This window comes from Coprococcus sp. AF38-1, from assembly GCF_003603945.1.
Taxonomy (GTDB): domain Bacteria; phylum Bacillota; class Clostridia; order Lachnospirales; family Lachnospiraceae; genus Coprococcus; species Coprococcus aceti.
Genome location: NZ_QVGO01000007.1, coordinates 216,995 through 230,647 on the forward strand (window position 1 = coordinate 216,995; position 13,653 = coordinate 230,647).

10 protein-coding genes, 6 tRNA genes and 1 rRNA gene are annotated in these 13,653 nt (G+C 44.6%); all 17 read right to left on the minus strand.

Annotated features, from left to right (window positions below; translation table 11 throughout):
* Positions 1 to 78: 78 nt before the first annotated feature.
* Positions 79 to 1,101, minus strand: a complete 1,023-nt coding sequence (locus DW025_RS11980) for a hypothetical protein (protein ID WP_117549375.1) — start codon at positions 1,099 to 1,101, stop codon at positions 79 to 81.
* Positions 1,102 to 1,103: 2 nt separating this feature from the next.
* The gene (locus tag DW025_RS11985; protein WP_015533974.1) at positions 1,104 to 1,535 is read right to left on the minus strand and encodes a hypothetical protein; all 432 of its coding nucleotides are present in this window, start codon (positions 1,533 to 1,535) and stop codon (positions 1,104 to 1,106) included.
* 124 nt (positions 1,536 to 1,659) lie between these two features.
* Entirely contained in the window at positions 1,660 to 2,403 is a 744-nt protein-coding gene (locus DW025_RS11990; protein WP_117549377.1) for a tetratricopeptide repeat protein, read from the minus strand.
* A complete protein-coding gene (locus DW025_RS11995) occupies positions 2,400 to 3,347 on the minus strand; it encodes a vWA domain-containing protein (RefSeq protein WP_015533976.1) in 948 nt (315 codons plus the stop codon). Before DW025_RS11995 ends, DW025_RS11990 begins: the two co-directional genes overlap by 4 nt.
* 19 nt (positions 3,348 to 3,366) lie before the next feature.
* On the minus strand, positions 3,367 to 4,398 hold the full coding sequence (locus DW025_RS12000; RefSeq protein ID WP_117549379.1) for a VWA domain-containing protein: 1,032 nt from the start codon (positions 4,396 to 4,398) through the stop codon (positions 3,367 to 3,369).
* Entirely contained in the window at positions 4,389 to 4,865 is a 477-nt protein-coding gene (locus DW025_RS12005; RefSeq protein ID WP_117549381.1) for a hypothetical protein, read from the minus strand. Before DW025_RS12005 ends, DW025_RS12000 begins: the two co-directional genes overlap by 10 nt.
* Positions 4,866 to 4,910: 45 nt before the next feature.
* A complete protein-coding gene (locus DW025_RS12010) occupies positions 4,911 to 5,801 on the minus strand; it encodes a DUF58 domain-containing protein (RefSeq protein ID WP_120000065.1) in 891 nt (296 codons plus the stop codon).
* Positions 5,802 to 5,817: 16 nt separating this feature from the next.
* The gene (locus tag DW025_RS12015) at positions 5,818 to 6,807 is read right to left on the minus strand and encodes an AAA family ATPase (RefSeq protein ID WP_015533980.1); all 990 of its coding nucleotides are present in this window, start codon (positions 6,805 to 6,807) and stop codon (positions 5,818 to 5,820) included.
* A gap of 283 nt (positions 6,808 to 7,090) precedes the next feature.
* A complete protein-coding gene (locus DW025_RS12020; protein WP_117549387.1) occupies positions 7,091 to 8,761 on the minus strand; it encodes a Na+/H+ antiporter NhaC family protein in 1,671 nt (556 codons plus the stop codon).
* 985 nt (positions 8,762 to 9,746) lie between these two features.
* Complete coding sequence (locus DW025_RS12025; protein WP_015533982.1) at positions 9,747 to 9,926, minus strand: DUF951 domain-containing protein; 180 nt, start codon at positions 9,924 to 9,926, stop codon at positions 9,747 to 9,749.
* A 115-nt stretch (positions 9,927 to 10,041) separates the two neighbouring features.
* Positions 10,042 to 10,114 (minus strand) — tRNA-Phe (locus tag DW025_RS12030).
* Between the two features lie 11 nt (positions 10,115 to 10,125).
* A tRNA-Met gene (locus tag DW025_RS12035) sits at positions 10,126 to 10,199 on the minus strand.
* A gap of 14 nt (positions 10,200 to 10,213) precedes the next feature.
* A tRNA-Tyr gene (locus tag DW025_RS12040) sits at positions 10,214 to 10,295 on the minus strand.
* Between the two features lie 38 nt (positions 10,296 to 10,333).
* Positions 10,334 to 10,406, minus strand: a tRNA-Thr gene (locus DW025_RS12045).
* A gap of 16 nt (positions 10,407 to 10,422) precedes the next feature.
* Positions 10,423 to 10,494, minus strand: a tRNA-Glu gene (locus tag DW025_RS12050).
* Between the two features lie 16 nt (positions 10,495 to 10,510).
* Positions 10,511 to 10,582, minus strand: a tRNA-Asn gene (locus DW025_RS12055).
* Positions 10,583 to 10,728: 146 nt separating this feature from the next.
* Positions 10,729 to 13,609, minus strand: a 23S ribosomal RNA gene (locus DW025_RS12060).
* Between the last annotated feature and the right edge of the window lie 44 nt (positions 13,610 to 13,653).

Here is a 13,653-nt window from a genome sequence, read left to right on the forward strand (position 1 = left end):
CGGTATATAAATACTCCGTATAATTAATGTGACCTGACAAAAGTCAGGTCACTCACATGTAAGCTCTTTTCAATGTATCTATCTTGTTGATCCTGTAACAGAATCTTCCTTTGCCGCAGACCGGCTTCTCTGTGCGCCTGATCCGGACGAAGTCGTCCTCTTCTGCTGTGGTCTTGGCGATGGCTGCTCTCTTCTGGCTGCCTTTCTCTGGGCACCACCCATGACCTTTGGCACAGCCTTTACATAGTAGTAGTAGTCATCGTCCTCAAACTGTGTATTCTCAACACTTGAGTAGTCCACAACTATCTTGAAGAACTGAACCACTATGGCCACCAGTATCGCCAGTATGCATCCAAGCAGAGCCCCCGCAAGGGATACCTCAACTTCCATGGACAAAGTTCCAACCAGGAACAGTATGATCTCTACCACACCGCCTGTGATGATGGCAACGTACCATGAATATGCAAATGACATTCTATATATTATGTATGTAAGAACTATAACAACTGCAAACACTATTATGGTGAGCAGAAGTGTCTTATCCTGTACCAGATGCTGGAAAATATACTTGTATCCCTCTATCAGATCACCCTCTGCTGAACTTGAGCTTAAAGCGACGTAATCAGCAGTATGCTTCAGGAAGAAGTAGAATATACAGCCAAATGCTGCAGGAACCATTCCTGTGAATCCAGCTGTCATTCCAGCCAGGATCGGCATGAAATACTGGAACTTTATAATGTAAAAGAATGGCATAAACAGAATGATCCATGATGCCTTAGGGAAAAATCTTATATATACACAATACATTATCACAAATATGACAATAAATGAGATTCCAAGCTCCAGACTTGCGCTGGCAACCTGGGCACATGCGTACAGTCCTGCAATGGCAAGTGTGAGCTGGCCTGAAAGGAACGCACACACAAAAGCTGCTGCCAGGACCACTACGATACTGCTTATCGTGCTGTTATATCCTGTGAGATGGTTTATTGACCAGAACACAACAAGTGCCAGTATAAACTTACACAGTGGTGAAACAAATTTATCATACTTACTACAAAAATTCTTTACTCCATCGCGGAAATCCAGAAGTGTTGACATTATCAGTTAGCCCTCCTCTTTTTTTTGACAGAACGGCGTGTTCCGTCCTCGTTCTCATAAAATTCTATCAGTTTCTTAAGATTCTGGTTATACTTTATGAGTTTTGGCTTTGCCTTCATATATCTGTATGTATATAAGACCCACGCGAAAAGCGCAAATGCAATACACACCACTGCATAGCCGCCCACAATGCTGCTCGCCACCTTCACATAGTCAAGCTCTGTGAGCTTCTCAACTATATCTGCAAGATTATAGTATATGTAAGCTGCGGCAAAAACTACAAACAGCACCGTAGATGAAACAATTGTCTTAAGACAGTTAAGCTTCACATAGTCACTTTGAAAATATTTACCCTTTTCGAGATCCTCACGTCCAAGCGACTCCTTGTACATGGCGATCTTCGTCATTAGAATGACCTTTTCTTCATTTACCATTGCTCGATTCTATCTCCTTATTCTGGTCACTTTTCCACAAATGACCATAACTAGCAGTATTATACCCCGCGTCTTAATATTGCGCAAGTTTTATATTTAGAATTTAATGTCTATTAATGTAGGATCACCAAGTGCGTCCGCCGTAATAATCATGTTCATTTTTGTATGTCTCGTATGCATCCATCTCCTGATTTCGTTGCTCAAGACTGTCTCCCTGGATGGCATCGAGCTGCTTTCGTATCTCCGATTCCTTATCAGAAGACTGAGGCTCCTGTGTATCCTCTTCGTTTTCATCGTCACTGCCCTGATCCTTCTGGTCATTTGGATCCTGATCACCTTTCTGATCCTGTTCCTCCGTCTGCTTCCTGAGCTGTTCCTCAAAGGCATCTATCTCATCCTTCAGAGTCTGTGCATCCTCGTAATGTCCATCATCATCATCCCTGTGGGCGCAGTCATTCTCTATGAGAATGTCCTTTGCCCCCTCAAGTATGTCTATCACCTCATCCAGATTCTCTTTGGTAACACCCTCAGGATCTATCTGCTTCACTATGGACAGCGCAAGGTTGACCCTTGTCTTACAGTCGGACTCACCACCCGGCTTCTTTTCAAGTGCCTTACGAAACTCCTGCTCGGCGCCCTCGTAATCTCCCTGACTGTAATATACATCACCAAGATTATAATGGTATATATGTGGCTGAGTAAAGCCAAGCACGGCGTTCACTGTGCTGTCCACATATTGTCCATTTTTGTATTCACTTATAAAATGCTCATTGCACAGATAATTCACCAGAAGCACCGCCATACACAGCAGGCTGACAGCTCCGGTCACTGCAGCAACGATCTTTATTATTCCTGATCTGTTTTTCATTTTATGACTTTCTTTCTCATATCAAAAAATTCATATACAACAAGTCCTGCAAATAATGCTGCAAACAGATAATATATATCCACATATCCTATGGTCTTACCCTTATCCGTTGACTCAGCGGTTCCCCGTGACTTCTCCACAACCTTATCCAGCGCAGAACCATCATTCATATTTATATAGTCGACGCCCAGATCATCGGCAATCTTTTTCAGATTATCCTCATCGATCTTCGACACCGCTGGTTTATACGGGTAGTCCGATGTGTCCTCAAGCAGCTCCTTCCGGTCATCGTAATATGATTTCACATACATGTTGCCGCCTTCCTTTGTGCCGTACCCCAACACTGCGCCTCCATCAATATATTTTTTCGCCCCGTCAAATGACTTGAGTCTGTCGTCATTGGTTATTTCACCATCGCTTATAAAGAACACGACCACATTTCCATCATTTTTCTCCTTTGCACGCTTAAGGGTATCCGTCATCACATCTATGCAGACATTCATGGACGACCCCCTGGCATATAGCGAATCCAGCGGATATATTGAATCCAGAACACTTTTTGCAAAATTTGAATCATCCGAATATGGCGATATCAGATTTGCACTATTATTGAAGGTTATGACCGCAAATTTAGCACCGTCCATCTCATCAACTATGTGCTCGCAGTCTTTCTTCACCGCCGTCAGCCTCTCTGTATCCCCAGCATAATCCTGAGCCAGCATGCTTATGGTGTCATCCACAACGAACAGCACATATGTGTCAAGCTTCCGGACACTTGTCTCCACGTTGCTGCTTGGGACCATGATCCTCAGATTGATGAGAAATATCAGTATGATGGCAGCTATCTGCCTTATATATGCGCTTCTCTTCCGCCTTTTCAGGAACGCCATGCCAACGCACAATATGAGCATAAGCCAGATTGGTATAATTGGATCTATTCTCATAATTCTCTCCTGTAACGTCTTATAATTTGAGCCAGCGGCCAAGTCCCAGCATTCCTGCAAACAGAACCAGCATCAATACAAATGGATATAACAGCTCAGGTGTCTCAACATCCACCATCCTCACCTTGACCAGATTCTTACTCAGCTTTTCTATCGATGATACTATCTCTCCAAATGATCCGGATTCCTCCTCAAGATAGAATTTACCACCGGTCTTCTCCACCGCATTCTTCATGGACTCCTTGTTTTCCGGTGTCATCTCCTTTGTTCCAACTCCATACACCGTGACATTGTTTGAAACACATATATCGGTCGCCTCATCCAGAGTTGCCACCGGTGTTCCCTGTATATCATTGTCAGTGGAGAATATTACCACCTTTGTCCTCTCCTTGTCAGCATCCGAAAAATCAATTGCCGCAGCAGCAAGGCCGTCCCCTATAAGTGAGCTTCCCCTCTGCTCATTTCCGATCAGAGTTCCAGATGATATATATGCCTGATAATATATCCAGTCGTACCCCGATGAAAATGCATCGTCCAGATTCACTTCATTTCTGCTCTTCAGACACTGTGCGATCAGATCAAGCTGATCCTTCACATACTCATAATCATCCGTGAGCGGAGTAAGCAGCACCGGACTTGTGTTAAATATCACGATTCCAAAACGTTCGCCCTGAAGCTCATCAACTGTTTTCTTCAGCTTGTCCAGCAGATTCTCGTTGAGATAATCCACGGATGTTGATATGTCGATACACAGAATGATGTCCCTACAATACTTTTCATCCTGCATACGCCTGCTCGTATATGGTTTTGCCATGAGCAGGAATGCCGATACGACAACCAGTACGCAGCATATGAGCGTGGCTGTAAGCCCGGTCTTATATAATATTTTTCTTTTCCTGAAATATGCCTCATCTTCCTGGCATATGAGCCCTGCGATCTTTTTCCCTCCGGCATATTCCTTTGTCTTTTTGTATTTCACAAACACAAATACCAGCATAAACAGCGCAATAGCCAGGCCTGCATATAGAACAATATGATATTTTATTGCCATCTCTCAATCAAACTCCTTGTCTTCTCAAGGGAAGCCCTCACATCACCATCGGACTTTCTTGCAAATTCCGGCGCATAATACTCAGCCACAAGATAGTACAGCTCCGGCATGTTTAATCTTTCTATATCATACAGAGTGTAATTCTGAACCCTTATGCCGGTTGCAGCATGAACAAATCCCCTGATACAACGGCTCATACGCTGATATGCACCTCTTACATCAAGTTTTCCCTGATCATACTGTCCCGCAATATCCGCCAGTTCTGACAGATATCTGGTCTTCACTCTACCCATATCCATAGGCGCAGGCTTCACCACCTTCGGCAGCTCCGCCGCCATTTTTCTACGTCTTCTCAGATACCAGCAGACACCAAAGAACAACAGCACTGCGGCTGTTATCACTCCGGTCAGCACGATCGGCCATACCACATACGAAAGCGGCTCCTGCAAATTCACTGAACTTTCCATATCTTATATCTTCTTCCTCTTATCTCCGGGCATCAGCCCATTTAACTACTTTCCAGAGCTCTCAGTCTTGTGCTTGTTGAGCAGCTCTACTATCTTTTCATCCATGCTGTCAGAAGACCTGACCGTCAGGTACGAAATACCAAGTTTCTTAAGCTTGTCGTCACAGGCACTTGAAAGCTCCTGCCTTTTCCTCTCTTCCTTCTTTGCCAGCTTCATGTCCCTGGTAAAAAATTCAGGAATATATGTGTCACCGGATAAGTCATATACATTCTTACCGTTCATCCCGGCATCCTCAACATTTATAAGCAGTATATCATGCAGTACCTTTAACTGCTTTACAGTTGCCTCCGACATATTCAGGATACCTCTGGTGTCCGTCACCACAAGTATGATCATTCTCCTCCTGAAATTTCTCGCAATGAAGCTCAGCGCATCACCCGTATCCGAGTCATTAGTCATGGTAACGTCCCTGTGGTAACCCGCAAGAATATTTTCGATATTTGCAAAGCCTGTCTTAAACGGATAGTGCTCCACGCCCCTGTCTGAAACATAAGTAGCACTCACATAATCTCCATTGTCACACACCATATATGCCAGGGTTCCCGCCGCCATAAGTGCAACGTCACTCTTCTCCTGAACATCATTGGCATATCCAAGCATACGTTTTCCGGCATCCATCACCAGCATTATATTATGCTTCTTCTCGGCGATATACTGTCTGACCAGAAGCTTCTGGCTCCTGGCAGATGCTTTCCAGTCCATGTCCTTGATATCATCGCCAACGACATACTCCCTGAGCTCATCAAAGTTCATACTCCTGCCCTTATAGATGGAATTGTACGAACCATCGATTATCCTCGACGTTGCCTTGGTAGTATATATGGTCTTATATCCCTTCATATTTCCCTGTATTCTGGATATATATGTCATCTTCATAATTAACTGTCTTCCCCTACGGCGTCTTAACCGAACCTATTATGGCATCTATAATCTTCTCAATCTTCACGTCTTCCGCAACAGCGGCAAATGTAAGCATGATCCTGTGTCTCAGGACTGAATATCTGAGTGCTTTCACATCATCAGGAACACAATATCTTCTCCCATTTATAAGTGCGATCGCCTTTGCTACCTCCATGAACGCAATAGCCGCTCTTGTGCTCGCACCCATGGCAACATACTGTGCAAGCTCAGGTGCAAGTATCTTATCCGTCATTCTGGTTGCCTGAACTATATCAACTATATATTTCTTTATCGCCGGATCTATATAAATCCTCTTGCACAGCTTCTGAAGATACACCACATCGTCAACGCTGGCAACGGACTTCACGTCTGAAAAAACTCCTGCCTCCACTCTGTTGAGTATCTCCATCTCATCCCTTGCGCTTGGATATGTCACAGTCTCCTTGAGAAGGAATCTGTCAAGCTGTGCCTCTGACAGCACATACGTACCCTCAGATTCGATCGGATTCTGGGTCGCTATTACCACGAACACCTCCGGCAGCTTATATGTCTTTCCTCCTATACTGACCTCTCGCTCCTGCATCGCCTCCAGCATGGCACTCTGTGTCTTCGCACTGGACCTGTTTATCTCATCGAGTAGTACAAAGTTCGAATAAACCGGACCTATCTTATCCTCAAATGTATTGGTCGCCATGTTGTACATCTGGGTTCCAATTATGTCGCTCGGTATAAGATCCGGTGTACACTGGATCCTTGAAAATGATCCATTAACCGCCTCTGTCATAACCCTGGCAGCAGTGGTCTTGGCAAGTCCCGGAACGGATTCCAGAAGCACATGACCGTTTGTCATCATTGCAACCAGAAGTGAATATCCCAGATAAGGCTGTCCCACAACCTTACTGTTATAGTAACTCAGCAAATTATTGATTATCTCCGAAGCCTTCTGGACTTCTTCATTTGTTATCTCTCTGTTATCCTGCATAACTACTCTCTTTCCTTTATTTATTATGATGTCTATCTCCCCAGCATCTATGGTATATAGAATATACCTTTACATGTGATTGCACAAGTTAACAAATATAAAGTGACCATGCTATATTTTGTCCATATAAACAAAAAAGTGACCAGGGGGTACCTGGTCACCATAATGAGGGGAGAGAGGATTCAAATAAATGAAAACTCTACTCTCACATATTAACTTATGTTCCATCATAAGTCAACTATTTTTTTCGATAAATATACCTTTTATTTGCAATTTAATCTGCCTACTCCGCATCCGCTACTCTAGTATTCGCATTCACATAACTTGCAGGATTCCTGCGCTTGATGACCCTGAGTACAAATACCAGAAGGACCATCATTGCTATGAATATCGGAAGCATGATAAACCACTTAACATGTAGACGATATGTAATCGGTCCAACTATCGCATATGCCACAAATGACATTATAGCTGCTGTTATCGCATATGGGAGCTGTGTGGCCACATGGTTTACATGGTTACACTGTGCTCCCGCTGATGCCATGATAGTGGTATCTGATATAGGTGAGCAATGATCTCCACATACTGCACCGGCCATACATGCTGATATAGCTATTATCATGAGTTCATTATTCTTGCCCTCAAATACTGCGCACACAATAGGAATAAGTATTCCAAATGTTCCCCATGATGTTCCTGTTGCAAACGCCATGAGACATCCAACTATAAATATAACTGCAGGAAGGAAACTGAACAGACTTCCCGATGCAGATGTCATTGCTGTCTGTACGAAATCCTTTGCACCCATCATATCGGTTGTTCCCTTGAGCGTCCAAGCAAATGTAAGTATCAATATAGCCGGTACCATTGCCTTGAAGCCCTCAGGTATAGCCTCCATACATTTGCCAAAATCCAGGACTCCTCTTATCACATACAGAAGAATTGTAATAAGCAGTCCGAACAAGCTTCCAATTGCAAGTCCAACAGATGCATCACTGTTTGAGAATGCCTCTACAAAGCTTACACCGCTGAAGAATCCACCTGTATAGATCATTCCTATAATGCAGCAGATAACAAGACATATGATAGGTATTATAAGATCAACTACCTTGCCGTTGCTGTTGACCACATCAGTCTCCTCTGCTGTGACAGTCTTCTTGCCATCTCCCATTGAGAGAAGATCTCCCTTCAGGGCATTGAGCTCATGCTTCTCCATGGAACCAAACTCAACCTTCATAACGATCATTGCGATCATCATCGCAAGTGTGAGGAATGAATAATAGTTATATGGTATGGCCTTTATAAACAGGCCAAAGCCATCCTCACCCTTTACAAATCCACTGACGGCCGCAGCCCATGATGATACAGGGGCTATGATACATATAGGTGCCGCTGTTGCATCTATAACATATGCAAACTTCGCCCTTGATATCCTGTGTTTATCAGTTACAGGCTTCATAACGCTACCGACTGTGAGACAGTTAAAATAGTCATCGATAAATATCAGAACTCCCAGAAGAACTGTGCAGAGCTGCGCGCCCTGTCTGGTCTTGATATGGGTAGCTGCCCAGTCACCAAATGCCTTGGATCCACCTGCCTTGTTCATAAGTGCAACTATGGTTCCAAGAATGACAAGGAATATCAGTATACCTACATTATATGAATCTGAAAGCTGTGCGATCAGTCCATCCTGCAGTACATTCGATATACTGCCCGTAAAACTGAATCCGGAGGCAAACACACTTCCTATTACAATTCCTATAAACAGTGAACTGTAAACCTCCTTCGTTATAAGTGCCAGCGTGATAGCGACAACCGATGGTACAAGTGCCCAGAATGTCGCATATGTCGATGGCGATGGAATCTTATCTACATATATAGACAGAATTCCGAGAACCGCAATAATGAGAATTACCACGGCGATGGCAATAAGATTTTTCTTGCTGCTCTTCATCTTGATCCTCCCTGATCTTTTTTCGTATGCATATTATCTGTGATAATTCATCTGTGAAATAATGTATTATCACGTCATATAAGTAAAGTTATATCACATAAGCATGCCATTTGAATAGTACAAATGTCTGATTTTTTTCCTTTTCAGTCAAAAACAGTCAAAATTTATTATGAATATGTGAATATGACGGAAAACAATCAAATGCTATTGCATAAATAACATTTATGTCATATTATCAGCTTGTAAGCAAGAGATACAAGAACAGCAGAAACATCTTCAGCTTACACTGGAATTTGACAATTTACTATTTTTTGTTTTTACTCCCTTTTTTCGTAGTCAGAAATGACTACACCCCCCAATCCCTTAATTGACGCAGCCGTCAAGCGGCTGCGTCCCTCCCTTAAAGGCGAGTAACCAAAGGTTATGATATATTCAATATCAGCTCACAAAAAATCTTATATAAATAAAAAGAGCAGAAGCATGATCGTCTAATCGTGATTCTGCTCTTTTATTATTATATATCTCTTCTGTATTGCGCAACTTGACTGTGTGCAACTTGCGCAATATCATTGCGTTATGTAACATCAGATGATTTTTTACGATTATACATGCAAAAGCAGTCAAAAACAGTCAAAATCGCCAACAAATATGGCATTATAACCTAAATGAGCCAAATGCTATTGCAATCCTGATCCATTTATCATATTATCAACTTGTAAGCAAGAGATACAGAAAAACAACAGAAAGCGTTGACAGCTTACACTGAAATTTGACAATTTACTATTTTTTGTTATTTACTCCCTTTTTTGTAGTCAGAAATGACTACACCCCCCAATCCCTTAATTGGCGCAGCCGTCAAGCGGCTGCGCTCCTCCCTTAAAGAGAGTAAAGCTAATATATAAGTTATACTCAATCGGCTCACAAAAAACTTTATATAAAAAAAGAAGCAGAATCATAATCGCCTAATCATGATCCTGCTTCTTTTTTATTCTTCAATAAATCCCTTGAAGTTCTTCTCCACCAATTTTCTGGGCACCATGACCTGATGATCACAGCCAGTACATCTGAGTCTGAAATCCATTCCTACTCTGAGTATCTCCCAGGAATTCGTTCCACAAGGATGCGCCTTCTTCATCTTTATAACCTGTCCAACCTCAAATACCATTCTGATATCTCCTCCTTCGGAATCCTATAAATATACATACTGTACGTTTTGGAGGGCTTTGCCCGCATAAACAAATAAAAGCTGAAACTCATAAAAGTTTCAGCTTTTCATCTAGTGCCCAAAGCTGGAATCGAACCAGCGACACGAGGATTTTCAGTCCTCTGCTCTACCAACTGAGCTATCTGGGCTTACATAAAAATAGCGGGGACAGGATTTGAACCTATGACCTTCGGGTTATGAGCCCGACGAGCTTCCAGACTGCTCCACCCCGCGGCAAAAAAATAAAATGGGCGGAGATGGATTCGAACCATCGAAGCATTACGCAGCAGATTTACAGTCTGTCCCCTTTGGCCACTCGGGAATCCACCCATTTATTGCTTTTTGGCAACTTCTTGCTTTAAGCAAAAAGCCGATGATCGGACTCGAACCGATAACCTGCTGATTACAAATCAGCTGCTCTGCCAATTGAGCCACATCGGCATATTTAATTGTCAAATGACCCCAACGGGATTTGAACCCGTGTTACCGCCGTGAAAGGGCGATGTCTTAACCGCTTGACCATGGGGCCAGGTTTTCAAAAGCAGCTCCCCGAGTAGGGCTCGAACCTACAACCCCTCGGTTAACAGCCGAGTGCTCTACCATTGAGCTATCGAGGAATATCACCTGGTAAACCACGGCGTCTTTGTCAATGTTAACACATTTGACTTGAAAATGCAAGTGTTTTTTATATTTTTTTAACTTGTACCTTCAGAATTCCACACAGAAAGAGGTATCTTCTAAAGCTTATCTCTTAGAAACCTCTAAGGATAAGTCCTCGACCTATTAGTACTTCTCAGCTGAGTGCGTTACCGCACTTACACACAAAGCCTATCAACCTTGTAGTCTTCAAGGGGTCTTACTCCGAAGATGGGATATCTTATCTTGAGGGGGGCTTCACGCTTAGATGCCTTCAGCGTTTATCCCTGCCAAACTTGGCTACTCTGCCATGCCTTTGGTAAAACAACAGATACACCAGAGGTTTGTCCATCCCGGTCCTCTCGTACTAAGGACAGCTCCTCTCAAATATCCTACGCCCACGCCGGATAGGGACCGAACTGTCTCACGACGTTCTGAACCCAGCTCGCGTACCGCTTTAATGGGCGAACAGCCCAACCCTTGGAACCTGCTACAGCTCCAGGATGCGATGAGCCGACATCGAGGTGCCAAACCACTCCGTCGATGTGAACTCTTGGGAGTGATAAGCCTGTTATCCCCAGGGTAGCTTTTATCCGTTGAGCGATGGCAATCCCACTTTATACCACCGGATCACTAAGTCCTACTTTCGTATCTGCTCCACCCGTCGGTGTCGCAGTCAAGCTCCCTTCTGCCTTTGCACTCTTCGAACGGTTTCCAACCGTTCTGAGGGAACCTTTGAGCGCCTCCGATACTCTTTCGGAGGCGACCGCCCCAGTCAAACTCCCCGTCAGACATTGTCCCCCAGCCGGGTTACGGCTGCAGGTTAGAAACCCAGTACTGTAAGGGTGGTATCCCAAGGTTGGCTCCATGGCAACTGGCGTCACCATTTCCTAGCCTCCCACCTATCCTGTACAGACAGTACCGAATCCCAGTATCAAACTGGAGTAAAGCTCCATGGGGTCTTTCCGTCCTGGCGCAGGTAACCAGCATCTTCACTGGTATTTCAATTTCACCGGGTGTGTTGTTGAGACAGTGCCCAAATCATTACGCCTTTCGTGCGGGTCGGAACTTACCCGACAAGGAATTTCGCTACCTTAGGACCGTTATAGTTACGGCCGCCGTTTACTGGGGCTTAAATTCAAAGCTTCGATTGCTCTAACCTCTCCTCTTAACCTTCCAGCACCGGGCAGGCGTCAGCCCATATACCTCACCTTTCGGTTTTGCATAGACCTGTGTTTTTGCTAAACAGTTGCTTGGGCCATTTCTCTGCGGCCACATCTCTGTGGCACTCCTTCTCCCGAAGTTACGGAGTCATTTTGCCGAGTTCCTTAACAACACTTCTCCCGCCGGCCTTAGGATTCTCTCCTCATCCACCTGTGTCGGTTTACGGTACGGGTACTTATGAAACAATAGCGGCTTTTCTTGGCAGCTGGCTCACACGCTTCTCTACTAATGTTCGATCCACATAACGCTTTACATTTTTCATGCGGTTTTGCCTGCATGACTGCTATACGCTTGTACCGGCTTTTCCATTTCCGGCTCGTGCTCTCCTTCTGCGTCCCCACAGTTCTGTTCATAAGCAGTACAGGAATTTCAACCTGTTATCCATCGACTACGGCTCTCGCCCTCGCCTTAGGCCCCGACTTACCCAGGGAAGATCAGCTTTACCCTGGAAACCTTAGATATTCGGCCTTTAAGATTCTCACTTAAATCTCGCTACTCATTCCGGCATTCTCTCTTCTTAACTCTCCACTGCTCCTTACAGTACAGCTTCGTCGACTTAAGAATGCTCCTCTACCATCCTTTCGGATCCACAGCTTCGGTGTCGTGTTTTAGCCCCGGACATTTTCGGCGCAGGACCTCTCGACTAGTGAGCTATTACGCACTCTTTGAATGTATGGCTGCTTCTGAGCCAACATCCTAGTTGTCTTCGAAATCCCACATCCTTTACCACTTAACACGCACTTTGGGACCTTAGCTGGTGGTCTGGGCTCTTTCCCTTTTGACTACCCAACTTATCTCGTGCAGTCTGACTCCCGTACATCATCTACGCGGCATTCGGAGTTTGATAATCTTCGGTAAGCTTTGACGCCCCCTAGGATATTCAGTGCTCTACCTCCGCAAGACTAATACGAGGCTAGCCCTAAAGCTATTTCGAGGAGAACCAGCTATCTCCGGGTTCGATTGGAATTTCTCCCCTACCCACACCTCATCGCCACCCTTTTCAACGGATGTGCGTTCGGTCCTCCATCGCCTTTTACGGCGACTTCAACCTGGACATGGGTAGATCACCCGGTTTCGGGTCTTCTTGTACTGACTTATGCGTGCTATTAACACTTGCTTTCACTTCGGCTCCGCACCTTAAGTGCTTAACCTTGCCGGTACAAGAAACTCGCCGGACCGTTCTACAAAAAGTACGCGGTCCTACCTTAACGTAGTTCCACAGCTTGTAAACACAGGGTTTCAGGTTCTCTTTCACTCCCCTCCCGGGGTCCTTTTCACCTTTCCTTCACAGTACTATGCGCTATCGGTCACTGAGTAGTATTTAGCCTTGGAGGGTGGTCCCTCCGCCTTCCCACAAGGTTTCTCGTGTCTCGTGGTACTCCGGATTCTGCTAGGCGTGTTTTCAATTTCGCATACGAGGCTTTCACTCTCTCTGGCGGGACTTCCCAGACCCTTCTGCTATCGTTAACACTGCCATGTCGCAGTCCATACCCCGGAGTGCACGCACTCCGGTTTGGGCTCTTCCGCTTTCGCTCGCCGCTACTAACAGAATCGATGTTTCTTTCTCTTCCTCTCCCTACTTAGATGTTTCAGTTCAGGAGGTTCCCGACCTATACCTATGTATTCAGTATAGGACGACTGAGGTTTGCTCAGCCAGGTTTCCCCATTCAGAAATCTGCGGTTCATTGAATATTTGCTTCTTGCCGCAGCTTATCGCAGCTTATCACGTCTTTCATCGGCTCTCAGTGCCAAGGCATCCACCCTGCGCTCTTTCTAACTTAACCTTACAACACACGTAGCTTGATGTGTTGTGGTCTCTTTCTAAAAA

What these genes read in the sequence shown, in the direction of transcription:
- DW025_RS12010 (WP_120000065.1), bottom strand. Translation starts at nt 5,801, where the DNA reads ATGAAGATGACATATATATCCAGAATACAGGGAAATATGAAGGGATAT.
- DW025_RS12025 (WP_015533982.1), bottom strand. Translation starts at nt 9,926, where the DNA reads ATGGTATTTGAGGTTGGACAGGTTATAAAGATGAAGAAGGCGCATCCT.
- DW025_RS11985 (WP_015533974.1), bottom strand. Translation starts at nt 1,535, where the DNA reads ATGGTAAATGAAGAAAAGGTCATTCTAATGACGAAGATCGCCATGTAC.
- DW025_RS12015 (WP_015533980.1), bottom strand. Translation starts at nt 6,807, where the DNA reads ATGCAGGATAACAGAGAGATAACAAATGAAGAAGTCCAGAAGGCTTCG.
- DW025_RS11990 (WP_117549377.1), bottom strand. Translation starts at nt 2,403, where the DNA reads ATGAAAAACAGATCAGGAATAATAAAGATCGTTGCTGCAGTGACCGGA.
- DW025_RS12005 (WP_117549381.1), bottom strand. Translation starts at nt 4,865, where the DNA reads ATGGAAAGTTCAGTGAATTTGCAGGAGCCGCTTTCGTATGTGGTATGG.
- DW025_RS12000 (WP_117549379.1), bottom strand. Translation starts at nt 4,398, where the DNA reads ATGGCAATAAAATATCATATTGTTCTATATGCAGGCCTGGCTATTGCG.
- DW025_RS12020 (WP_117549387.1), bottom strand. Translation starts at nt 8,761, where the DNA reads ATGAAGAGCAGCAAGAAAAATCTTATTGCCATCGCCGTGGTAATTCTC.
- DW025_RS11980 (WP_117549375.1), bottom strand. Translation starts at nt 1,101, where the DNA reads ATGTCAACACTTCTGGATTTCCGCGATGGAGTAAAGAATTTTTGTAGT.
- DW025_RS11995 (WP_015533976.1), bottom strand. Translation starts at nt 3,347, where the DNA reads ATGAGAATAGATCCAATTATACCAATCTGGCTTATGCTCATATTGTGC.